Here is a 23429-nt window from a genome sequence, read left to right as displayed (position 1 = left end):
TGAGCTTGTCGAAGCCGCGCGGAGCATGTCCCCGAACTCAGCCATTGCGCCTTAGCTTCGGGGGCTTCGACAAGCTCAGCCTGAGCGGGTGGACAGCTAGTTGGGGAGCGGGTTGGGGTGGCAGCGGTTTGTGGGGATGGAGGTAGATCAGGCCAACCGGTGACACCCCCTCTCCTACTCTCCCCCTTGCAGGGGGAGAGGGCTTCATAGCGCCGCAGGCAATCGAATCTAATCACTCGCACGCTGTGCTGGAATTTTGGCGCAACGCCAATGTTGAGGGTGCAGGGAAATCATTTCCCTGCCCGCCGGAGGCAAAAAAACGCGGGCCGGGTTCCAACGGCAGAAGCCTGGCCTTCCCTCTCAAACCGTCACCCCACAGGCGGCGAAAACGCAGCCCGCGCCTCGGCCGCGCGGGCGCGGATCGCGCAGCCTTCGGCGTGATCGTTGATCAGCCCCATCGCCTGCAAAAAGGCGTGCACGGTGGTGGGGCCGACGAAGCGCCAGCCGCGTTTCTTCAGATCTTTGGAGAGCGCGACGGACGCGGCCGAAACAGAGGCCGTCTGCGGGGTGGCCAGCGTGGCCGGGTCTGGCTCGAACCGCCAGATATAGCTGGCGAGCGAGCCTTGTTCGGCGATCAGCGCCTGCGCTTGGCGGGCATTGTTGATCACGGCCTCGATCTTGCCGCGGTGGCGCACGATGCCGGCGTCTTGCAACAGCCGTTCCACATCGGCTTCGGTGAAGGCGGAGACGCGGTCGATCTCGAAGCCATGGAAGGCGGCGCGGAAATTCTCCCGCTTCATCAGGATGGTGCGCCAGCTGAGGCCGGACTGGAAGGCTTCCAGGCTCAGCTTTTCGAACAGGCGTCGGTCATCCGAAACCGGGAAGCCCCATTCCGTGTCGTGATAGGCGAGATAGTCCGGCGTGACGGCGCACCAGTTGCAGCGCGGCAGGCCGTCCGGGCCGGGGATGGTCATAGCACGGAATCGCCCACGAACGGGTTGGTCTGCCGTTCGCGGCCGAAGGTGCTGATGGGGCCGTGGCCGGGCACGAACGCCGTCTGGTTGCCCAGCGGCCACAGGCGGCCGGTGATGGATTGCACCAGCTGCTGGAAATCGCCCTTTGGGAAATCGGTGCGGCCCACGCTGCCCTGAAACAGCACGTCGCCCACGATGGCGAGGTTGGAGGGCGGGTGGTGGAAGATCACATGGCCCGGCGTGTGGCCGGGGCAGTGATACACGTCCAGCACCAGATTGCCCACCGTCACCTGATCGCCATCGAACAGCCAGCGGTCCGGCGTGAAGGCGGTGGCCCCGGCGATGCCATATTTCGCGCCGGTTTCCGGATTCATGTCGATCCAGAATTTGTCGTCCGGGTGGGGGCCTTCGATGGGCACGCCCAGCCGCTCGGCCAGCACGCCCGTCAGCCCGCAATGATCGATATGGCCGTGCGTCACCAGCAGCTTTTCGATCTCCACCCCCTGTTCGGCGGCGACCTTCAGCAGATGATCCAGATCGCCACCCGGATCGGTGAAGGCGCCCTTCATCGTTTGGGTGCACCAGATCAGGGTGCAATTCTGCTGCAGCGGCGTGACGGGCACGATTACCGCCTTCATGGGAGGATTGGGCATAGCACCCATGTGGCATTGCGGGCGGCCCGCTGCAATGCCACATGGCAGGCTGTGACGCCGCCTTCCCCCTCTCCTTCCCAAGCCAGCACCGGCCGGCAAGACCCCGGCTTTGCCACGCTGAAGCGGTTCCTGCCCTATCTGTGGCCGGCGGATCAGCCGCAACTGAAGCTGCGCATCATTATCGCCATGCTGCTGGTGCTGCTGTCCAAGGCGATCCAGCTTTCGATGGGCTTCCTCTATGCGGGCGCGGTGGATCGCATGGCCCCGGGGCTGCAATCCGGCGCGGGCATCGCCATGGCGCTGGTGGTGGCCTATGCGGGCGCGCGCTTCGGCGCGGTGCTGTTCGATAATTTGCGCAACGTGGTGTTCGAACGTGTGGGGCAGGATGCCACGCGGCGGCTGGCCGAACATGTGTTCGCGCACCTGCACCGGCTGTCTTTGCGCTTCCACATGAACCGCTCCACCGGGGCGCTGGCCAAGGTGGTGGAGCGCGGCACCAAGTCCATCGACGTGATGCTGTATTTCCTGCTGTTCAACATCGCCCCCACGCTGATCGAACTGGTCGCGGTGGCGGCGATCTTCTGGACCCGCTTCGGCGTGGAACTGGTGATCGCCACCGGCGTGATGGTGGCGGCCTATATCCTGTTCACGCAAAAAGTGACGGACTGGCGCAATGCCCTGCGCGAGGAAATGAACGAGTTGGACACCGCGACCGTCGCCCGCAGCGTGGACAGCCTGCTGAACTATGAAACGGTGAAATATTTCACCGCCGAGGGGCGCGAGAGCGACTATTATGGCCGGGTGGCGCGCCGTTACGCAGACGCCGCGGTGAAATCGGAAAACTCGCTGGCGCTGCTGAACATCGGCCAGTCCCTGTTGACGAACCTGCTGATGGCGGGCGCGATGGCCTATAGCGTGTGGGGCTGGAGCGTGGGCAAATTTTCCACCGGCGACGTGGTGCTGGTGAACACGCTGCTGACGCAGCTGTTCCGCCCGCTGGACCTGCTGGGCATGGTCTATCGCACCATCCGGCAGGGGCTGGTGGACATGGCCGCGATGTTCGCGCTGATCGATTCCGAAACCGAGATCGTGGATGCGCCCAACGCACAGCCGCTGGCGGTGAAGGCGGGCGAAATCCGCTTCGAAGAGGTCCGCTTCGCCTATGAACCCGAACGGCGCATCCTGAACGGCATCAGTTTCACCGTGCCCGCGGGCACCCGCACCGCCATCGTCGGCCCTTCGGGCAGCGGCAAATCCACCATCGCCCGGCTGCTGTTCCGCTTTTACGATGTGGAAGCCGGGCGCATCCTGATCGACGGGCAAGACCTGCGCGAGGTCACCCAAACTTCGCTCCGCGCCGCCATCGGCATCGTTCCGCAAGACACCGTGCTGTTCAACAACAGCATCGGCTACAACATCGGCTATGGCCGCGACGGCGCATCGCAGGCCGAAATCGACGCCGCCGCCCGATCGGCGCAGATCGCGGGCTTCATCGAGAGCCTGCCCGAGGGCTATGCCACCAAGGTGGGCGAACGCGGGCTGAAGCTCTCCGGCGGGGAGAAGCAGCGCGTCGCGATTGCCCGCACCCTGCTGAAAAACCCGCCGATCCTGATTCTGGACGAAGCCACCAGCGCGCTCGATTCCGCGACCGAGGCGGGCATTCAGGACGCGCTGGAACTGGCGGAAAAAGGCCGCACCACGCTGGTGATCGCCCACCGCCTCTCCACCATTATCGACGCGGACCAGATATTGGTGATGCGCAGCGGCGAGATCGTGGAACGCGGCACCCACGCCGCCCTGCTGGCGAACAACGGCCTCTACTCAGAGCTGTGGGCGATGCAGGCAGCGGAAGACGAAGCCCGGGTCGACACACCCGGAGAGATCGCAGGCGAAACGGATCAGTCCGCGCTGGCGTGAACCTGCTGGCTGCCGACATTGTTGGCGACGGCGACAACGGAAAAGCCGCCGAGGAACCCCAGCGTGATCGCAATCAGCAAAATCTTCCCGTTCGACATAACGCCGCTCATGTCCTGAACCCTTTGCGATTCGCACGCCCTCACGCATACGCCCTCGCAACGCCACCCTGCTGCCACAGGGAGGCAAACGCCAAGTTAACGATTGTAACGGACGCGGACGGAACAGGTTGAGGGGGGCAGCGCCCCCTCATTTCTGCAGACCGTCTACCGCGCCTCCGCGCCCACGCCCGCCGCCAGCAACTCCGCGTTGAAGCGGTTCAGCGCGAAGCCCAGCGGCTCCTTGGCGGCGGCGAAATCGCGGCTGATGGCGGTTTGCGCCAGATCGTCGAACACGCGGTCGATCGAGAGTGGTTGTTGCACCAGCAGTTCGTCGCGCCAGGCCGGGGCGAAATAGGTGCGCAAATTGTTGGCCGGTTCCGGCCCCAGCAGGGAATCCGGCTGGATATGCCCGGCGGAAAGCTGGTCGATCGTCAGGCGATAGGCGGTGTCGGGCACATAGGCCCCCACGCGAACGGCGCGGTCTGCATCCCATTGCGGGGATGCCGGTTCGGCGTGGATCAGGTCGCGGAACAGGCGGCTGTCGGCGATGGAATCCTGCCAGTCGTGCCGGTCCTGCATGGTGGCGCTGGGCATCAGCGCTATCCAGTTGCCGCCTGCGTCTGCGGTGACGGCGGTGGAGCCTGCGGGCGCGCCGCTCGAATCGACGAGGCTCAGCACCAGCCGCGCGCCGGATTGCGCGGTGCCGGAGTAGATGCCGTCGATGCGCGGCAGCCGTTCGACATGCCGGTCTTTCAGCCAATGGCCTGAGGGTTGCTCGCGTTTCGGCACGTCTCCGGGAAGGACGTTCACGCTTGCGGTGTCTTCGCTGCCTGCCGGGCGGCCGCCTTCGCCGGGCACCTGATCCCATGTGACGGTCGCGGTGTTCAACAGCGGCACGGTGGGATCGACGGTGTAGGCGATCTGCGCGTCGAAGCGGATCACCAGTTCCGTGCCCAGCGGCAGCAGCGGAATGGAGACGGTGGTGCCCTGAATGCTGACGGGGATGCTTTCCGGCGCGGAGACGATGATCATCGAGCCGGGCACCAGCGTGAGGCCGGGGGCGAGGGTGTCGATCACGGCCACATCGGCCGCCACCACCGAATCCGGCGAGTGGTAGACGCGGATTTCATAGCTGGCGATCTGCCCGAGGAAGCGGTCCGGCGTGAGGGCGATCTTGTCGATCCTCAGCGTCGGCTCGACGATATCCAGCGGGACGGAGGCGACAGCGGTGCCGGTGCCGAAATCGAGCAGCACGGGGGCGTCCAGCCGGTTGCCGCTGACGTTGCGAGGATCATCCGGCACGCGGGCCGTCACGTCGATGCTGATCGTGTCCCGCGCGTCGATCACATTGTCACCCAGCACGGTGACGCGGCCGAAATCGAAGCGGAAGCTGTCCACCAGCCCGTCGCCATCGGTATCGAACAAGGTGGGTTCCGGGTTCGGATGTTCGGCGATCACGTTCGCGCCCAGCACCGGGCGGCCCAGCGCGATCAGTTGCAGCACACCGCCCGGCCCGGCGGGCAGGTGATCGGTGATGACGACATGGGTGGTGCCTTCGGCCAGCACCGCCGTCAGCCGGGTGGTCACTTCCTCGCCGATCGTCAGGTCCGTCACGTCCGGCTCGAACGCACCGGTGCCGCTGTTGGGGTTGCTGGTGGCGATCACCGTTTTCACGACCGTGCCCGCGCCTTGCAGGAAAATCTGCGCGTCTGCGGCAGCGCTGTCCGCGCGGCCGCCGGGGCCTGCCAGCGTATCATATCCCAAATCCACATGGTTGGGCAGCGCGCTATCATACATCGTCGAATCGAGGATTCGCGCCTGATAGCTGATGGTGAAGCTTTCGCCCGGCAGCAGCAGCGCGACTTGCGCCGTGATGTTGTTGCCGTTCACGCTCAGGTTCACGCCCGCCATGCTGGCCACCACCGAACCGGGGACGATGGAGAGGCCGTTCGGCACCAGATCGCTGATCGCCAGATCATAGGCCGGGCCGGTGGAGCCGGGGGCCTGCCCCACGGTGATGGTGTAGGTGAAGATGTCGCCCGCCGTGCCCGACAGCGGCGCGGCAGGCGGCAGCAGGCCGTGGAGGCTGCCGCTGTCTGCGACCGTTTTCACCGCCGTCTTGGTGAGGGTGAGGTCCGGCTGGACGAGATCGACGCCCGCAGACGCGGTGAGCGGCTGGATGCTGCCGTTGGCCGTATCGTAGGTAAGGCTGGCGGCGAGGTCGAGTTGGTCGCCGCCCTGGTTGGCCGGGATATCCAGCGCCATCACCTCATAGTGGATCACCAGCGGGTAGGTCGCCGGATCGGCTGCGCCGGGCACCGTCAGGCTGGCGAAGTGGAACGACACGCTGTCGGCGATGCCGTCATTGTCGGCATCCACCAGCGTGACCGTGTAGCTGGCCGGATCGAGCACGATGCCGCCGAGGCTGACTGAAACGCTGCCGGGCAGGAAACCCAGCTTGGCGTCGGCGGTGGTCAGTTGATCGGTGATGGTGACGTTCTGGATCGTGCCGCGCGGCAGTGTGGCCGCCAGTTCGATCTGCGCGGTCTCGCCGATGCCGAGGTCTGTGATGCCGGGGCGCAGTTGTGCGTCGCCGGTGTTGGCGTCGCTGGTGGGCGGCACCGGGATGGATTTCACCAGCGCGGGCTGGGTGGAGGGCGTGACCGTGACGGCCGCGTCATCGGTGACGGGGCCATATTCGCGCTGGCCGGTTTCTGTTCCGGGCAGGGAATCATAGCCGGTGGAAATCGTGTTCGGCAGCACGGAATCGACCAGCACGCCGTCTGCCACGCGGGCGGCGTAGCTGATGATCGCGACTTCGCCGGGCAGCAGACCGGCAATCACCACATCGTTGATAGAGGCGAACTGCGTGCTGACGCCATTCAGCAGCAGCGTCACCGGGCCTTCGGGCAGCAGCCCCGCCGCCTGCACGTCCGTCAGCACCATATCATAGGCCGGGCCGTTGCCATGGTTGCGGATGGTGACCTGATAGCCCACCAGCACGCCCGCCTCGCCGACCATGGGGGTGACGATCTTTTCGATCCCCAGCCCCGGTTCAACGATGTCCGCGCCCGCCGAGGCGGTCAGCGGCTGAATCGCGCCATTGGCGGTTTCGTAGGTGAGGCTGACGGCGAGATCGAGTTGGTCGCCGCTTTGGTTCGCCGGGATATCCAGCGCCATCACCTCGTAATGGATCACCAGCGGATAGGTCGCCGGATCGGCTGCGCCGGGCACCGTCAGGCTGTTGAAGTGGAAGGAGACGCTGTCGGCGATGCCGTCATTGTCTGAATCCACCAGCGTGACCGTGTAGCTGGCGGGATCGAGCAGCGTGCCGCCGAGGCTGATGGAGACGCTGCCGGGCAGGAAGCCCAGTTTCGCGTCGGCCGTGGTCAGTTGATCGGTGAGCGTTACATTCTGCACGGTGCCGTGCGGCAGCGTGGCCGTCAGTTCGATGCGGCCGGTTTCGCCGATGCCGAAATCCGTCACGCCCGGGCGAAGCTGCGCGTCTCCGGTGTTGGGATCGCTGGTGGGCGGAACCGGGATCGCCTTTGTCAGCGTCGGCTCCTGCACCGGCGTCACGGTAACGACGGCGTCATCGGCGACCGGCGCGTAGCTGCGTTGCCCGGCATCCGCGCCCGGCAGGGAATCATAACCGGTGGAGACTGTGTTCGGCAGCACCGAATCGACCAGCACGCTGTCGGCGATGCGCGCGGCATAGCTGATGATGGCGACTTCGCCGGGCAGCAGCCGGGCCACGACGACATCGTTTGCCGAGGCGAACAGGGTGCTGGAACCGCCTTGCAGCAGCGTGGCCGGGCCTTCAGGCAGCAGCCCGGCGTCCGCGAGATCGGCCAGCGCCATGTCATAGGCGGGGCCGGTGCCGAGGTTGCGCAGCGTCACCTGATAGCCGACGACCGTGCCCGCTTCGCCCACCACCGGGGTGACGATCTTTTCGATCCCAAGTTCCGGCTCAACGAAGTCCACGCGGATGGAATCCACCACATTCCCATAAACATAGTCGAGGTTAGCGGGCAGCGTCAGCAGGTCTCCGCTGCTGTTGCCGGGCACATCCGGCACGCGGGCGACGACCGAGATGATGATGTGATTGTCGCCGCTGCCGGTGAAGTTGACGGTGCCGAAATCCCACGCCAGCCGGTCTGCGATGCCGTCTCCGTTGGTGTCAGTCTGCACCAGCGTCGGGTTGGGGATGCTGGCCGTCACGCCCGAGCCGATGGCGATGGTGGGCGCGCCCACCAGTTCCAGCGTGCCGAACGCGCCGAGCGACAGCAGCCTGTCTGTCACCAGCACGCCGGTGTCGCCATCCGGCAGGGTGACGATGATGTCGTAGAACAGCAGTTCGCCGATGGCGAGATCCTGCACGCCGGGGCGATATTGTTCGTCTCCGGTGTCGGCGAGGCTGCTGCCGGTGATGACCTTGTTGAGGTTGGGCACGCCGAAGGTGAAAGTGTCGCTGGCGCTGTCCGGGCGGCCGCCGGGGCCTTCGGCGCTGTCGAAATTCGCCTGCGCGATGTTGGGCACGCTGGCACCCGGCGGAACGGTGCCGACAATGGCGCGATATTCAACGATGGTTTCCTCGCCCAGCGCCAGCGTGGGGATGGAGATGGAGACGCCCGAGCCGGAGACGCTGCCGGGGCCGGACAGCACCACCAGCGAGCCGGGCACCAGCGTGAGATCGCCGGTGGAGAGATCGTCGGTCAACAGGATGTCGCGTGCGGCGGCGGTGGAATTGCCCGCGTGCGTGAGCACCAGCCGGTAGGTGATGACGTCGCCCGGAATGCCGGTGGTGGCGCTGGCGGTCTTGTCCAGCACCAGTTCCGGCTCGACGATTTCCACCGAAACCTGATCGGCGCGCAGGCCCAGCGGCGTGTCCAGCGTGGCGGGCAGCAGTTGCACCCGGCCGGGCGCGGCGAAATTGGCAGCCACGTCCGGCACGAGCGCCGAATAGCTGATGATGATATGATTGTTGGACGGATCATTGTCGCCGGGCAAGGCGATGGTGCCGAAATCGAACAGCAGCCGGTCGCCGATGCCGTCGCCGTTGGTGTCCGTCACGGTGGGGGTGAAGCTGATGGCGACGCCGCCGATTTCCACCTGCACGCTGCCGGGCACAAGGTCGAGCGTGCCGAAGGCAGAGAGCAGCGTGTCGGTGATGATCACCGGGCCGAGCACGCCTTCGGGGATGGTGGCGACGAGGCGGAAATCCACCCGCTCGCCGATCACCAGATCTGGCACGGCGGGGTCGAACTGCTCCGATCCGGTGAGGCTGTCCGACGTGCCGGTGATGCTTTTCACCAGCGATTGCGGGCCGGTGACGTCGATGGTGGCGGTGTCCAGACCGCTGTCCACCCGGCCGCCGCTGCCGGGCAGGCTGTCCCACCCCACGCTCGCGCTGTTGGTGATGGCGGATGGCAGCAGGTTGGTGTCGTCGATCCGCGCCTGATAGTGGATCACCAGCTCCTGCCCCATCGCCAGTGTCGCGCCCGTTACGCGGATGCTGTTGGCGGGGGCGGATGGGTCGATGGCAGCGCCGGGCGCGCCCGTGCCGGAGAGTGTCGGCGTGCCGACAAGCGTCAGGCCCGTGGGCAGCAGATCGGCGATGGTGAAATCGCGCGCGTCTGCGCCCGACGTACCGCTGTGGCGCACGGTGACGGTGAAACTGACGAGATCGCCCGCGTCTCCGGCGCTGCCGCCATTCACGGAGGCCGCCTTGTCGATGTCCAGACGCGGCTCGACGATGCTGACGACGGGCGGTGTGGGATCGGTGAAGCTGCCGAGGCTGGTGATGGCCGTGACGGGGTTGACGAGGTTCACGCCCTGGAAGTTCAGCGGCACGTCGCGCACCAGCGCCTGCAGCGTCACGATCACCCGGTCGTCTCCGCCCGGATCCGGCGGGTTCACCAGCGAGCCGAAGGCGAAATCCACCTGCTGGCCGGATACGGAAACGGCGAAACCGGCAGGCACCGTGCTGCTGCCGAAGGCCGAGACGAAGCTGGCCGAGCCGACCACATATTCAAGGCCGGCAGGCAGCACATCGCGCAGGTTCAGCGAGATGGTGCCGTTCGGCAGGGTGGCGACGATCTGGTAGGTCAGCAGTTCGCCGATCACCACATTCGGGCTGGTATCCCCGTTCACCGAGGTGAAGATCAGCGCTTTATCCACCAGCACCGGCCCCACCACGGGGATCGACACGCTGGAAGACGGCGGCGGGCTGGGCACCCGGCCAAGGTCCGTGCCGGGCAGGCTGTCGTAGCTGGTGCTTGCGGTGTTGACGATGTTCGTGCCGTGCGACGCCGTATCCAGCACCAGCGCCTGATAGCTGACCGTCAGGCTTTCGCCCGGCCGCAGCTGCGCCAGCTGGATGTCTGCGAAGCTGGTCGCGGTGCCGCTGGCGATGCCGCTGAAACTGATATCCCCGATGCGCTGGATATCCGGGTGCAGCGGGTCCGCCACCGTCACGTCGAAGGCGATGCCGTCGCCATTGTTGCGGATGGTGAAGCTGTAACTGATGACATCGCCCGCCTGCACCGAGGCAGGGACGGCGGATTTCACGATGCCGAGGTTCGGTTCGATAATGTCCAGAGACGATGTCGCCTGACGGCTGCCGGTGCTGAACAGGGCGATGGCCGTGTTGGTGACGACATCGTCTGAAGCCGTATTCTCCGGCACGTCCGGCACGACGACGGTCACGCGGATGATGATCTGGTCTGCCGCAGTGTGGCCGGGGCTGGCGAGCGTGTAGACGTCGCCCAGCGCGAAGCTCACCGTCTTGCCGTCGCCCGAGAGCGTGCCGGTGGAGCCGACGCCCAGCAGGCTGCCCGAGATGTTGCCGCCCGCCGTCGCGCCCGCCGTGCTGTTGCCGCCGATGGAGATCAGTTCCGCCGAGACGAAGTTCAACGTGGCGGCGCCCGTGGGCAGCACGTCGCGCAGCACCAGCGATTTGGTGAGACCGTCCGGCAAAGTGGCAACGATGTCGAAGGTGGCGGTTTCGCCGATCTGCACCTTCGGATTGGCGTCATTGCCGATGGAGGTGGTGATCAGCTGCTTGGTGATGCCGGTGCTGGCGATGGTGAGCGTGGCGCTGGCCGGGGGCTCGTTGGTAATGACGCGCGCGTTCGGATCGTCGCCGGGCAGCGTCGCATAATCGGTGATGCGCGCGACGTTGGTGAGCGTGGAGCCGGTCTCCACCGTGTCTGAGACCTTCGCGGTGAAGGTGACGGTGATGCTGCCGCCGTTGATCAGACTGTCTGCCGAGACGCGGACGATGCCGCCCGCATCCGCCGTGGCCGCCGCGTTCACCGCGCCCGACGAGGAGACGCCGGTGATGGTGACGTTGCTGAAGCCCAGCGACGCCAGATCGCTGTCGATCAGGTTCAGATCGAAGGCGGTGGTGCCGTAGGTGTGGGCGGGGTTGCTGACGGTGAGGGTGTAGGTGACGATATCCCCGCCATCGGCAGTGGTGGGGTTCACCGTTTTCGTGAGCGCGAGATCGGGCGCGACCATCCGCACCGTGGCGTTGGCGGACAGCGCGCCCGCCACCAGCGAGCCGCCTTCCAGCGTGGTGATCCAGTTGATGTGGCCGCTGTTGGTCGCGGTGTCCCCGCGCTGATTGCGGACATCATCCGTGGCGCGCGCGACAACATCGAAGACGATGCTGTTGTTCGACGCCACATTGTCGCCGGCGTTGACGACATTGCCGAAATCGAAGCTGAACGTGTGGCCCGACAGCGTGGCGGACGAGCCGATGGCGGGGATGCCCGCGCCGCTGATCCCGCTGCCCACAGAGACCAGCGTGGCGCTGATCGGAGTCAGGGTGCTGGCCATGCTGTCCGGCAGCACGTCTGACAGCTTCAGGTTGTTGGTCGTGCCTTCGGGCAGAGTCACGGTGATGCGGAAGGTCACGGTTTCGCCGATGGCGAGGTTGTTGCCGCTGGTGAAGCTGTGGCTGCTATCGATCACCGTCTTGCTGATCGTGGGATCGGGCGTGGTGACGGTGGCGGTGTCGCTCAGATCCTCGAACACGAAGTTCGCACCGCCCGGAAGCGCCGCGAAGGCGAACAGCGTCGCCTCGTTCGTCCATGTCTGGCGCGGCTGCACGCTATCCAGCGCCACCAGATCATAGGTGATGATGATGATGTCGGCGGTGCTGGTGCCGCTGGTGCCGCTGCCGTCCTGATCGGGGGCGATGGCGCCGCTGCTGGCGCTCGGGTCCGTCAGGCGGATGCCGCCGTCGAACAGGCCGCTGCCGATCAGCGCATAGGCAACCGGGGTTCCATCCCCGGTCGTCACTTTCAGGTTCAGCCCCGCGCCGTCGGTGGGGATGCCGAAGCCTGCGGGCAGCGTGTCGCGGAACTGCACGTCGAACGCACCGTTGCGCCCGGTGCCGTTGTTGTTGATGACGATGGCGAAGGTCAGCTTGTCGCCCGCGTCCGCCCCGCGCAGGTTGGCGTCGATCGCGCCCAGCGTCAGCCCGGCATCGGTGATCTGGCCGGTGAAGGCGGCCGCACCGGTGTTGCCCACCGCTCCGGCGAACGACACCCCCGGCGGCGAGCGCGAGCCATCGAACGTGACGCTGTTCGAGCCGAGATAATCCACCACGCCCTTGCTGATCACCAGTTCCGGCTGGCTCAGTTTGAACTGCCCCAGCGCGCTGGTGGAAACGGTGTTGCCCTGCGATCCCGCCTCGCTCGCCGTCACAAGGTTGGTGAGTTGCAGCTGGTCTGCGAAGGCCTGATCCGTCACGCGGACGGTGAACAGGATCTGCACCACCGAGGCTTCGGCCTGCGGGTTCCCCGGCTGGGTCTGCAGACTGTAGGAACCGAAATCGAAGGTGATCGAATTGGCGGCGGTGTCTGCCGTCACCGTCGGCGTGGGGGCGTTCAGCAGGGTGTGGAAGCTGTCCGCCGTGCCATAGCCCCACTGGCCCACGTCGGGGATGCTGCCCACCGCGCCGGTGGATTGCGTCAGCCTCATCGCCTCGAACACGGGCAGCGGCAGGAAATCCACCAGCCGGAATTCATCCACCGAGCTGTTGGGAAGGGCATAGGTTATGCGGAACGTCACGGTGTCGCCCTGCGTCACCACCGGGCTGTTGCCCACCATCACCGGGGCCAGCCCGTTCACCGCCACCACTTCCTTGGCGTTCACATGCCCCACCGGCACCACCAGCGAGACATGGCTGTCGTCTGTGATGCTATTGCCCGTGGGGGCCTGCGTGACATTGTTGCGCACCGTCGCCGAGACATCGACGTCGTTGCCGATGCGGTCGCCCTGGCTCACCGCCTGCCCGTTCACCTGCGGAGAGACATATTCCGCCTGCACCACGGCGCGGAAGGTGATGCTGAGCGTGGTGGCCCCCGTCAGCAGCGCGGCATCCCCCGCCTGCGTACGACCGCCCGCCAGCACGCCGTCGCCACCGAACAGATTCTGCCCGATCAGCTCCTGCGACATGTCGATTGAAATCGCCGTCTGCCCGGTCGCGCTGTTGTAAATGGTGGTGAAAGCCCCGCCGCCGAATTCGCCGCCCGAGGCAGACACGCCCGCGAAGCCCAGCGCGCCGGACGCGATTCCGCGTTCCGTTACGGTAAAGGTCGGCAGGAAGCTGGTGTCGATGCGTTGCCCGTCTGACAGAAGGTCCGTCAGGTTGATGTCGCCCAGCGTGAAATAGTCCGACAGCTGGACCTGGATGGTGTAGATCACCACATCGCCAGCGGAGAGGCCGGACGAATTGTTGTCAACGAGGCTGCTGCTTTTCTGCACCGCGATCGCGCGGTTCGTCAGGATATGATCGTCCGGCCGGGCATCTTCCAGCATCACCGTCACCGGATCGCGGCCATCGATGGGGGTGAACTCCCCGGTCGCGCGCACGTCATTGATTGTTTGTGTATCGCCGCCGGTGACAGGGTCGATCACGTTGCTGCCATCGCCCGCCACATCAGCAACGTAGAAGCTGACGACGATGCGCGCATCCACCCCGGCCACGCCGGTGACAGAGCCGAAATCATAGGAGAGGAGATTGTCGGCCGGATCGACCACCACGCCGACGGCGGGCGCATCGACCAGCGTGCCGCTGCCGATGCTGACGACAGAGCCCATGTAGACGATATTGGCGGGCAGCAGATCCTGAATGTTCAGCGACGTGATGGTCTGCCCGGTCGCGATGTCGAGATCGATGGTATAGGTGCGCAGGAAGTTCGGGCCGGTCGCGGTTTCATTCTCGGGCGCGTTCGACACCTTCGTCAGCGTGACGAGCGAGGGCGAGACCGACAGCGACACCGGCGGCTGCTGCAGCACCGGCGCGTCTGTTGTGGGGTTGTCGTGCGGGTCGCGGCCAAGGAAGAAGCCGCCTTGCGCCAGCAGCGTCAACTGATCGGAAATATGCCCCGGATCATAATCGGCCAGCGGCGACATGTTCAGGTTCACGGTAACCACGGCTGCCGTCTGCTCCGGCGTGAACGAGCCGAACGGCAGCGTCAGCACCGCCAGCGTGTCGCCGGGCGTGCCATGCACCACGCGCGCATTGCCGCTGGCATCGCGCGCGAAGGGGTGGATCGCATCGCCATTGGCGTCGAACGTCAGCAGAGTCGTCTGCACCGGCACGCCCAGATAGGTGGCCGAGCCGAAGGTGATCCCGTCATCCGCCGCCGCGCCCGCGCCATCCTTGCCGGTGGTGGGGATGATCAGGTCGATATAGGGACCATAGCCGACGTTGCTGCCGGGATCGCCATCCGCCACATTGTCGAACGTCAGCGTGATGGCGAAGCTGCCGCCCAGCGGGGCCGTGGCCGGGCCGTCGATGGTCACCTGCGCTTCGGCGTCCAGCATGATGCGCTCTTCCAGCAGCATCACCGCTTCGTCTGTCGGCCTGCGCGCCGCCAGCGAACTGCCGCGAAGCCAGCGGGCCAGCCGCCCGCCCAGCCCTGCGTCCGCCGTCACTTGCCCGCCGCCCGGCCCAGCCGATAGCGCGGCAGATTCGCCTTGCCGCTGGCCGGGTCTTCATCCGCCACGATCTCATAGCCAAGGTCCGCCAGCAGCGTGCCCCTTGCGCGGGACAGGTTCGCCCGCGCCACCATCACCGTCGCCTGCGCTTCGGCGAAATCCAGTTCGGCGCGCATCAGCCTGTCCTGCCCCGTCAGCAGCTGGTCCAGATAGAAGACGCCATCCGCACCGGCCCCGCCGCTGCCGATCCCGGCCTTCCACCGTTCCTCCGTCACCTTCTGATCATCGGACGCCAGCGACAGCGCCTCGGCCCGTTCCGACAGTTCATTCTGCGCGGTTGCCATTTCGTTGGCGGACACTTCCAGTTCCAGCAGCACGGTATCCACCGTGGTGCGCGTCTGCAGCGCCTGCTGCACCGTTTCCAGCCGCCGACGCTTGTGCCGCGCGTCCCGCTCGTCCGGGCCGAGCGGGATCGAGAAGCGGACGCCCGCCGTGTAGCTGGGCCGGTTGTCATAGGCGTCGTTGAAGGGGGCGGAGATGAACTCGCCGTTCCCGCCGCCGTTCACCGAGCCTTCCAGCACCAGATCGAGCTGCGGCATGCTTTCATTCTGCGCCATGCCTTCACGCAGCAGCGCCGAGCGATAGCCAAGGAAGGCCGAGCGGATTTCCGGCCGCTGCCGCATCGCCGTTTCCACCAGCGCCTGCGGATCGACTTCGGTGCGTTCGAGGTTGGGCCGGTCCGCCGGGACGATAGCGGGCGCGCCCGCATCGGTGATCAGCGGATCGTTGATCAGCGCCTTCAGCCGCGCCTCTGCGTTGCGAACGGCGTTTTCCGCCCGCACCAGCCCCGCCGAACGCGTGGCGCTGACGGCCCGCGCGCGGCTGATCTGCAGCGGCAGCGCATCCACGCCTTCCCGGCCGGACAGCCGCTTCGCCAGCGCCCCCACCTCGGTTGCGCCGCGCTGCTCCTGCGCGAAATTGCTGCGCGCCAGATAGAGCACCCAATAAGCGCGGATCACTTCCAGCAGATGGCTTTCGGCCTGCCGCCGGAACTCGTCGCGCGCGGCCTCCGCCTCGTTGCCGGCCACGCGCTCCACCGCCCGGCCATAATCCACCCCCGCGCCGCGCCACAGCGGCTGCACAAGGCCAAGGCTGGTGCGCGCGCGGGACTGGCGGCGCGGATTATAGGTGATGATATTGCTGTCCAGCCGGGAGAAGCGCTGCGCCAGCGTGACTTCCGCGCCGGTGCGGAACCGGGTGCGAACACCGGCTTCCGCGACATATTCCGTGTCTTTCTGGCGCGGATCGCCCGCCGTCTGCGACAGCGCCGTGGTCGGCTCGTTGCGATAGGCGTGGCGGCCTTCGGCGAACAGCTCGGGGGCATAGCGGCCCTCCGCCTCATCCACCGCCGTGTCGCGAATCGCGGGCAGGGTGCCGAAGGTATTGATCTGCAACGATGATCGCGAGGCTTTGTCCACCAGCGTGGCCAGCGGCACCGCGCTGGCACCCGGCCCGGCGGTGGTGGCCGCCGCCTCCCACCAGCCCAGCCCGGCAGCGCCCGGCGCCATCGGCGCCAGCACCGGAGGCCGGGCGATGCCGCGACGGGCGACATTGTCTTTCACGAACTGTTCGAAATCGCGCGCCTGCCGATCCACTTCAGAGAGCAGGATTCGATGCCCGGGCGCGCCGCTGGGAATCATCTGAGAGGGAAGTTCAGGCCCCTGCGCCTGCCCGGCGGCATGGGCTGACTCGGCGGCGAAGCCCACAGCAAGTGCAACCGAAACGCCACACATTGTCAGAAAACGGCTTTGCGGCCCCACGCCGCCAGACGCCAGAACACCACGATGCGGCAGATTTCCACCCTGTTTCACAATCGACCCCACATTCAAGAGGGGCTCGAATCTCGCACCCGGTACATGGGCCTTCCCCCACGTCCCGATCCAGGCCCCTTGCTCGCGTTAACCGGACTTTAGCACCGGCGCACGCGCACACCATAGCCAAATCGACGCAGTCGGCGCGGGCCATGTAAATAATTACCGTCATGACATTTTTCTCCATTTTCGAGCTGCCCGGCCATGCCCCGCACGCATAGCTGCGGCCGGAAGTCGTGGCGGCCCGGCAATGGCCGGTTTCGATCGTCGACCTGGCCCATTGACTGTGCGAATGAGTTGCAATAGCCGCCGCCCCCGAAAGGGGATTCTATCCTATGTCTGCACCTGATCGTTCCGCCGCCACGCCCGCCTTCCTCGCGCTGGGCTGTGTCGGCTTCATCGCCTCCGCCACGCCCGCCCTTGCCCAGCAAACGGCCAAGCCCGAAACCCAGTCAGGCGGAACGCTGGGCCGGGTGACGGTGACAGACACCGAAGTCTCCGCAGACAGCTATCGCACCGAAGCGCTCTCCAACCCGCGCTTCACAGAGCCGCTGCTGGATACCCCGCGCTCCGTCACCGTGCTGCCGGAATCGCTGCTGCGGCAGACGGCGACCACCAGCCTTGCCGATGCGCTGCGGCTGGTGCCGGGCATCACGCTGGGCGCGGGCGAAGGCGGCAACCCGCAGGGCGACCGCCCCTTCATCCGTGGCTTCGACGCGCAAGGCTCCACCTACATCGACGGCATCCGCAGCGTCGGCGGCCAGTCGCGCGAGATTTTCGCCATCGAATCCGTTGAGGTGGTGAAGGGCAGCGATTCCGCCATCGGCGGGCGCGGTGGCGCGGGCGGCAGCATCAATCTCGTCTCCAAGCGGCCACATCTGGGCACGGACGCGCGGGTGGAAGGCAGCCTCGGCAATGCCGATTACAAGCGCCTCACCGCCGACGTGAACTACCAGATCAACGACATTGCCGCCGTCCGCCTGAACGCGATGTGGCACGATCAGGATGTCGCCGGGCGCGATGCCATCAACTATAGCCGCTGGGGTGTCGCCCCTTCCGTCGCGCTGGGCCTCGGCACGCCGACGCAAGCCTCGCTGTCCTGGTATCATTTGCAAAGCGATGACCTGCCAGACGCGGGCATCCCGTTCGAGCGCAACCAGGCGCAGGCTGTCGCCACCGGCCTGCTGGATATCCGCCCGGCAACGGAGGTGAACGGCCAGAGCGTGCCGCGCGGGGCCTTCTATGGCCTGATCGACCGCGACTTCCGCGAAACCAATGTCGATGAACTGCACCTTCGGTTCGCGCACGAGATCACGGACGCGATCACGGCGACGTTCAACGCCAAATATGCCAATGTGCAGCAGGCCTATATCATCAGCCAGCCGGACGACAGCCAGGGCAATGTCGCCAACGGGCTGGTCTGGCGGCGGCACAACAGCCGCTGGTCCGATGTCGACAGCTTCGTGATCCAGCAGGATTTCTCCGGCAGCTTCGAAACCGGCTCCATCACCCACAATTTCTCCGCAGGCGGGGATTACAGCTGGGAAAATTCCCGGCGGGGCAGCTTCGTGAGCGCGGCGGGCAATGTCGCGATCAACACCTCTCCGCGCTGCACGGCGGCCGGGATCGCGCTGTACAATTGCACCAGCCTGTTCAACCCGAACCCCGCCGATCCGTGGGTGAACCTGATCAACAACACCCCCAGCGACATCGTGCGCAGCCCGGTGACGGGGCGCAACACCGCCACCACATGGTCTCTGTTCGCGTTCGACACCGTCCACTTCAACGACAAGCTGCTGCTGAACCTTGGCGGCCGCTACGACAATTACCGCCAGCGGGCGATCACCGCGTCAGCCATCACCGGCGCGCCCACGTCCGACCTGTTCCTGAAGGATGATTTCATCAGCTATCAGGTGGGGCTGGTCTATAAGCCGCTGCCCAACGGCAGCATCTACCTGTCGCACGGCACCTCCGTGTCGCCGCCGGGCAGCTTTGTGGGCGAAGGCTCGGAAGGCAACAGCATCGGCACCTCGGTCACCATCACGCTGGACGATCTGAAGCCGGAAAAGACCAAATCCTATGAACTGGGCACCAAATGGGACCTGATGGACGGCGCCTTGTCTCTGGCAGCTGCCGTGTTCCGCACCGAAACCCGCAATGCCCGCACCACCAATGCCAACGGGCTGCTGGAATATGTGGGCCATCGCCGCGTTCAGGGCGTGGAACTGTCCGCCACCGGCCGCCCCTTCCCGTTCTGGAACCTGTTCGCCGGTTATACGCTGATGGATTCCGAACTGGTGAGCGCGGGCGACAATGCCACCCCCGCCACGCTGGCCGGCGTGGGCAAGCCCTTCACCAACACCCCGCGCAACAGCTTCACCGCGCAGACGGACTTCACCTTCGCCGAGCGCTACACGCTGGGCGCGGGCGTGATCCACAACAGCCGCCAATATGGCAGCTTCGGCGTCGGCGGCGTCAGCCGCTCCATCGATCCCTACTGGCGGGTGGATGCCAATGCGTCGGCGAAGATCACCGACAATATCGAAGTCCGCGTCAACGCGCTGAACCTGCTGAACGAGCGCTATTATGATCGGACCTACACGACGCACTTCGTGAACCAGGCCGCCGGCCGCACGGTGATCGGAACGCTGTCGCTCAGCTATTGATGGGCCTTGCAGGGCTGCCGCGCTGAATCGACGCATGGCAGCCCTGCAATTGCTTCTCAATTCCACTCTTGATAGGGCTGCGGCACAGGAAATGGCGACCAGCGCTCTTCCAGCCCATGGGGCACCGCCTGCGGCAGAGCGGCCGATCGCCGTCCGCGCGCCCATGCACATCGCGCCTGCACCTGAAGACCCTGCACCCCGGCCCGCCGCCCCGCGCAAGCCCCTCAGCTTCAACGCATGGGCCGCACTGGCCGTGGCGGTGCTGCACATCGCCCTGTTCGCGCTGCTGCTGATCCAGCACCATGTGCGCAGCCGGCAGCAGCAGCCCGTGGCGATGGAACTGCTCTCCATCCCGCCCGCCCCGCCGCCGCCGCCCGCCACCACGCCGGAGCGGCTGGTGGAAACCCCGCCCGTCGTCATCCCGCCGCCGGTGATCCAGATCGAGGACCGACCGCCCAGCATCACCGCCGTGGTGGTGGAAAACCCGCCGCCGCCGGTCTCCACACCCACGCCCGCCGCCGTCGCGGAAGGCCCGCCCTCCCCCGCCCCGGTGCGCGCGCCCGCTACCGTTTCGGCCGGAGACCTTTCCGCCACGATGATCGAGGCCGTGCCGCCGCGTTACCCCTATGAATCGCGCCGTCTGAAGGAACAGGGCACCGTCGTGCTGGATGTGCTGCTCGGCACAGACGGCCGTGTCAGCAATATCGGCATCCGCAGCTCCAGCGGCCACCACCGGCTGGACAAGGCCGCGCTGGAGGCCGTGCGGCACTGGCGCTGGTCCCCCACGATCCGCGACGGGCAGGCGGTTCCGGTGCGCGGCCTCGTGGAAATCCCCTTCACCCTCACACACGCGAACTAAACCCTATGCTGATCGCAATTCCCGACGTGCTGTCGGCAGACGAAGTCGCCTATTTCCGCGCTCTGATGGCAGACGCCGAATGGGTGGACGGCAACGTCACCTCCGGCGCGCAATCCGCCATGGCGAAAGTGAACCTGCAACTGCCCGAAGACGGCCCCGCCGCGCGCGAACTGTCGCAGCGCGTGCTGGCCGCACTGGGCCGCAGCCCCGCCTTCATCGCTGCCGCGCTGCCCGCCAAAGTCTATCCGCCGCTATTCAACCGCTACCGCACCGGCGAAACCTTCGGCACCCATGTAGACAACGCCGTCCGCGCCAAGCCGGGCACTGATTTCCGCATCCGCACAGACCTCTCCGCCACCCTCTTCCTCGCCGGACCAGACGAGTATGACGGCGGCGAACTCACCATCGAAGGCCAGTTCGGCGAACAAAAGGTCAAGCTGCCCGCCGGGCACATGGTGCTCTACCCCTCCTCCAGCCTGCACCGCGTCACCCCCGTCACGCGCGGCGAACGCATCGCCTCCTTCTTCTGGATCCAGTCCATGGTCCGCGACGACGCCGCCCGCCGCTCGCTGTACGAACTGGACGTCTCAATCCAGAAACTCGCCACCCGGCTGGGACTGGGAGACCCGGAAGTCGTGGCGCTGACAGGCATCTACCACAATCTGCTGCGGCGCTGGGCTGAGGTTTAGGCGCGCGGGGCGGGTTTTGCCTCCAGCGGGCGGGGTTTGTGCCTCCGGCGGCCAAGGGCTTTGCCCTTGGAACCCGTGCCAAGGAAATGATTTCCCTGCACCCTCTAAGTTGGCATCGCGGCCCAACCGCTACCGCCGTGCGTGTGATCAACTTTGATTGCCTGCGGCGCTACGCGGCCCTCTCCCCCTGCAAGGGGGAGAGATGGAGAGGGGGTGTCACCGCAGGGCCTGATCCACAACAATAAAACACGCTCAATGAAAAGCGCCGCAGGCAATCAACCGCCATCCTCGCGCCAGGCGGATGGCCCCCACCCCAACCCCTCCCCTAAAGGAGGAGGGGCTAAAAAGTTCGGGGGTGCAGGGGCGTCACGCCCCTGCCGGGTGCCGGGCAGAGCCCGGCCCGCCGGAGGCCTCCACGGCCCCGCCAATCACCCCAGCATCCCCGCCAGCGCAGGCGTCAGCACCTCCCGGAACCCACCGCCCTCGCGCAACAGGATCTGTGCCGCCAGCCCGCGTGATACGGCCCAATCATAGCCTTGCGCTGCGCCCAGCACGGTAATGGCGGTGGCTTCGGCGTCGGCAATCATGCAGCTTCGGCCCAGCACCGCGACCGAGGCGACTCCTTCGGCGATGGGCTGGCCGGTGGTGGGGTCGATGCTGTGGGAGAAGCGTTTCCCGCCGCGCATCACCGCGCGGCGGTAATCGCCGGAGGTGGCGATGCTGAGGCCGGAGAGCGCCACGCGCAGCGGCGGCAGGGCGGCACCGGGGGGCTGTTCGATCTCCACCCACCATGGCTGGCCGTCGGGCTTCACGCCTTCGCCGCGATATTCGCCGCCGATCTCCATCAGGAAGTGCGCCGCGCCTGCTTCGCGCAACGCGGCGGCGGCGCGATCAACCGCCTGCCCCTTGGCGATGGCGTTCAGGTCCAGCGCGATGGTGCCGGGCTGGATGAGCCTGCCATTTTCCAGCTTCATCGCCCGCCATTCCCCGGGTTCGGCGTTTTCGCGTGCACCGCCGGGGCCGAAGCCCCAGCTGTCCGCGATGGCGGCGAGGCCCGGATCGAACGCGCCGTTGCTGGCTTCGGCGATGGCAAGCGCGGCCCCCACCACCTCGGCGAAACCGGGGGAGACGGGCAGCGAGACCCCCGCAGGCGCGCGGTTGAACCGGCTGATTTCGGACTCAGCCTCCCACAGGCTGGATTCCGCGATCACTTGCGCCAGCACCGTCTCGACCCTTGCGCGCGCATCGGCCGGGCCGGCGGCGATCGCCAGAGACCAGCCGGTGCCCATCGTGCGCCCGGCGAAGCGGCGGATGCGGGCGGCCGGGTCGCGCCCGCGGAACAACGCGGGCGACAGATCGGCGGGAATCGCGACCCTTGGCTCGAACTCCAGCGTCAGGGGGCGAGCACTTCCAGCGTGGTGATATAGACCAGCCGCCGCTGCGTCGCGCCGGGCACGCTGGGCTTGTTATCCTGCAGCTGCGCTTCCAGCCACACCATGCCCGGCGTGGCGAAATCCAGCGTCAGCACGCCGTTCGCGTCGGTTTTCAGCGCGCGGTCGTTCAGCTTGTCGCGATAGCGCACACCGCCCGGCACCACTTCCACGTCGATCCCGGCGGCGGGCTTGCCGTCTGCCAAGAAGCGCAGCTTTACCGTCTCACCCACCACGATGTCGTTCGGGTGCGTCAGCCATTCCACTTCCAGCCCTTTGCCGCTGGGCTTCAGCACGGTGGTGGTGGGCGCACCCACGGTCACGAAAGTTTCGTTGCGGCTGCTGTTCTCGCTGATGCGCACATCGGTCGCACCCGCCGGGATCAGCTTGGCGAGATCGGCGGCAGCGGCCCCACGCGGCAGACGCTGTTCCTGCCCGTTCAGCTTGTAGCTGCCCATGATGCCGGACATGCCGGTTCCGATCTTCCACGTGCCTTGCTGGTTCAGCTCCACATCAAACACGCTGCGATAGCGGCCGGTGGAGGCGTTCTGAATTTTGCCCTCGCTGCCGTCCGGCTGCCAGACTTTCATATTGTCCAGCCTGAGCGGCATATGCTCGAAATAGAAGAGGTCGTTGGACACAGCGGCATCCACCGTCACCCACGCCTTGTCACCCGAGAGCACGGTGGCAGAGGGGTGCAGCCACTGGCGGTGAGCGGCGGCGGGCGCGGCGATCAGCCCGGCCAGCAGGGTGGCGACAACTGCGGTCTTGCGGAACATCCTGTTTCTCCCTCGTTCGAATTCTAACGTTGCAGCGTGACGGACGCCGCGCCCAGTTCGGTCGATCCGGCGGCCTTCACCACCTCGCCGCCCTTGGGCGGCCACTGGAACGGCAGGCGTAGCAATTCCCGCCCGCCCACTTCCCGCGCGGCTTCCACCACCAGCTCATACTTGCCCGGTGCCAGCTTCCCCAGCGGCCCCTGCCCTTCAGTGAAGCTGATCTTGTGGGTGCCGGGCGCGCGGGTCGCGCCGGAGACGCCATCCACCGGGAAGCTCAGCGTGCGGCCGGATTTCCGCCACCAAGTGCGGATGTCGCGCAGCCACTTCTCGCCTTCCTTGTCTTTCAGCTTGATGTCGTACCACACCGCCAGCGTCTTCGCTTCGCCGCCTTCCGGCTCGATCCAGATGGCGACATAGGGCCGATGATATTCCGCCACCTTCAGCGTGGGGATGGTGAGCGAAACGTCCAGCCCGGCGGCAAAGGCTGGCGATGTCGCCAGCAGCAGAACGGGTGCGGACAGGATGTTGGTGCGCATG

12 protein-coding genes are annotated in these 23429 nt (G+C 66.4%); 4 read left to right on the top strand and 8 right to left on the bottom strand.

The window, feature by feature from the left end:
- Positions 1-368: 368 nt before the first annotated feature.
- Both FJQ54_RS12340 and FJQ54_RS12335 read right to left on the bottom strand, forming a co-directional pair.
- Positions 369-974 carry a DNA-3-methyladenine glycosylase I gene (locus tag FJQ54_RS12340; protein ID WP_140928714.1) on the bottom strand — a complete coding sequence of 202 codons (606 nt, stop codon included), beginning with the start codon at positions 972-974 and terminating at the stop codon, positions 369-371.
- On the bottom strand, positions 971-1627 hold the full coding sequence (locus FJQ54_RS12335; protein ID WP_140928713.1) for an MBL fold metallo-hydrolase: 657 nt from the start codon (positions 1625-1627) through the stop codon (positions 971-973). Before FJQ54_RS12335 ends, FJQ54_RS12340 begins: the two co-directional genes overlap by 4 nt.
- A 51-nt stretch (positions 1628-1678) precedes the next feature.
- Here FJQ54_RS12335 and FJQ54_RS12330 point away from each other — a divergent pair, with 51 nt between their 5' ends.
- Entirely contained in the window at positions 1679-3544 is a 1866-nt protein-coding gene (locus tag FJQ54_RS12330; protein WP_235890436.1) for an ABCB family ABC transporter ATP-binding protein/permease, read from the top strand.
- On the opposite strand, the gene FJQ54_RS17970 is transcribed toward FJQ54_RS12330, so the two are convergent.
- The 3 genes from FJQ54_RS17970 to FJQ54_RS12320 all read right to left on the bottom strand — a co-directional run bounded on the left by FJQ54_RS17970 (position 3526) and on the right by FJQ54_RS12320 (position 16469).
- On the bottom strand, positions 3526-3654 hold the full coding sequence (locus FJQ54_RS17970) for a hypothetical protein (RefSeq protein ID WP_268920582.1): 129 nt from the start codon (positions 3652-3654) through the stop codon (positions 3526-3528). The genes FJQ54_RS12330 and FJQ54_RS17970 overlap by 19 nt on opposite strands.
- A 153-nt stretch (positions 3655-3807) precedes the next feature.
- Positions 3808-14595: a DUF7507 domain-containing protein gene (locus FJQ54_RS12325; RefSeq protein ID WP_140928712.1), complete on the bottom strand. Its 10788-nt coding sequence runs from the start codon at positions 14593-14595 to the stop codon at positions 3808-3810.
- Positions 14592-16469: a TolC family protein gene (locus FJQ54_RS12320; protein ID WP_140928711.1), complete on the bottom strand. Its 1878-nt coding sequence runs from the start codon at positions 16467-16469 to the stop codon at positions 14592-14594. Before FJQ54_RS12320 ends, FJQ54_RS12325 begins: the two co-directional genes overlap by 4 nt.
- Positions 16470-16804: 335 nt before the next feature.
- Here FJQ54_RS12320 and FJQ54_RS12315 point away from each other — a divergent pair, with 335 nt between their 5' ends.
- The 3 genes from FJQ54_RS12315 to FJQ54_RS12305 all read left to right on the top strand — a co-directional run bounded on the left by FJQ54_RS12315 (position 16805) and on the right by FJQ54_RS12305 (position 20683).
- Positions 16805-19135, top strand: a complete 2331-nt coding sequence (locus FJQ54_RS12315) for a TonB-dependent receptor (protein ID WP_140928710.1) — start codon at positions 16805-16807, stop codon at positions 19133-19135.
- Between the two features lie 91 nt (positions 19136-19226).
- On the top strand, positions 19227-19994 hold the full coding sequence (locus FJQ54_RS12310) for an energy transducer TonB (RefSeq protein ID WP_140928709.1): 768 nt from the start codon (positions 19227-19229) through the stop codon (positions 19992-19994).
- Positions 19995-19999: 5 nt separating this feature from the next.
- Complete coding sequence (locus FJQ54_RS12305) at positions 20000-20683, top strand: Fe2+-dependent dioxygenase (protein ID WP_140928708.1); 684 nt, start codon at positions 20000-20002, stop codon at positions 20681-20683.
- 428 nt (positions 20684-21111) lie between these two features.
- Here FJQ54_RS12305 and FJQ54_RS12300 read toward each other — a convergent pair whose 3' ends face one another.
- Genes FJQ54_RS12300 through FJQ54_RS12290 form a run of 3 tightly spaced genes read right to left on the bottom strand, consistent with a single transcriptional unit; the run spans position 21112 to position 23428 of the window.
- Positions 21112-22026 (bottom strand): FAD:protein FMN transferase, encoded by a 915-nt coding sequence (locus FJQ54_RS12300; RefSeq protein WP_328592181.1) that lies wholly within the window; start codon positions 22024-22026, stop codon positions 21112-21114.
- Between the two features lie 50 nt (positions 22027-22076).
- Positions 22077-22892, bottom strand: a complete 816-nt coding sequence (locus tag FJQ54_RS12295) for a DUF4198 domain-containing protein (protein ID WP_140928707.1) — start codon at positions 22890-22892, stop codon at positions 22077-22079.
- A gap of 23 nt (positions 22893-22915) precedes the next feature.
- The gene (locus FJQ54_RS12290; protein WP_140928706.1) at positions 22916-23428 is read right to left on the bottom strand and encodes a DUF2271 domain-containing protein; all 513 of its coding nucleotides are present in this window, start codon (positions 23426-23428) and stop codon (positions 22916-22918) included.
- Between the last annotated feature and the right edge of the window lies 1 nt (position 23429).

Source organism: Sandaracinobacter neustonicus (assembly GCF_006385875.1).
Taxonomy (GTDB): Bacteria; Pseudomonadota; Alphaproteobacteria; order Sphingomonadales; family Sphingomonadaceae; genus Sandaracinobacteroides; species Sandaracinobacteroides neustonicus.
The sequence above is the reverse complement of the archived record's forward strand: the minus strand, read 5'-3'. Positions and strand labels throughout refer to the sequence as shown.

Excerpts from the sequence above, each read along its gene's own strand:
- FJQ54_RS12340 (WP_140928714.1), bottom strand. The coding sequence starts at position 974 with ATGACCATCCCCGGCCCGGACGGCCTGCCGCGCTGCAACTGGTGCGCC.
- FJQ54_RS12335 (WP_140928713.1), bottom strand. The coding sequence starts at position 1,627 with ATGCCCAATCCTCCCATGAAGGCGGTAATCGTGCCCGTCACGCCGCTG.
- FJQ54_RS17970 (WP_268920582.1), bottom strand. The coding sequence starts at position 3,654 with ATGAGCGGCGTTATGTCGAACGGGAAGATTTTGCTGATTGCGATCACG.
- FJQ54_RS12315 (WP_140928710.1), top strand. The coding sequence starts at position 16,805 with ATGTCTGCACCTGATCGTTCCGCCGCCACGCCCGCCTTCCTCGCGCTG.
- FJQ54_RS12310 (WP_140928709.1), top strand. The coding sequence starts at position 19,227 with ATGGCGACCAGCGCTCTTCCAGCCCATGGGGCACCGCCTGCGGCAGAG.
- FJQ54_RS12305 (WP_140928708.1), top strand. The coding sequence starts at position 20,000 with ATGCTGATCGCAATTCCCGACGTGCTGTCGGCAGACGAAGTCGCCTAT.
- FJQ54_RS12295 (WP_140928707.1), bottom strand. The coding sequence starts at position 22,892 with ATGTTCCGCAAGACCGCAGTTGTCGCCACCCTGCTGGCCGGGCTGATC.
- FJQ54_RS12290 (WP_140928706.1), bottom strand. The coding sequence starts at position 23,428 with ATGCGCACCAACATCCTGTCCGCACCCGTTCTGCTGCTGGCGACATCG.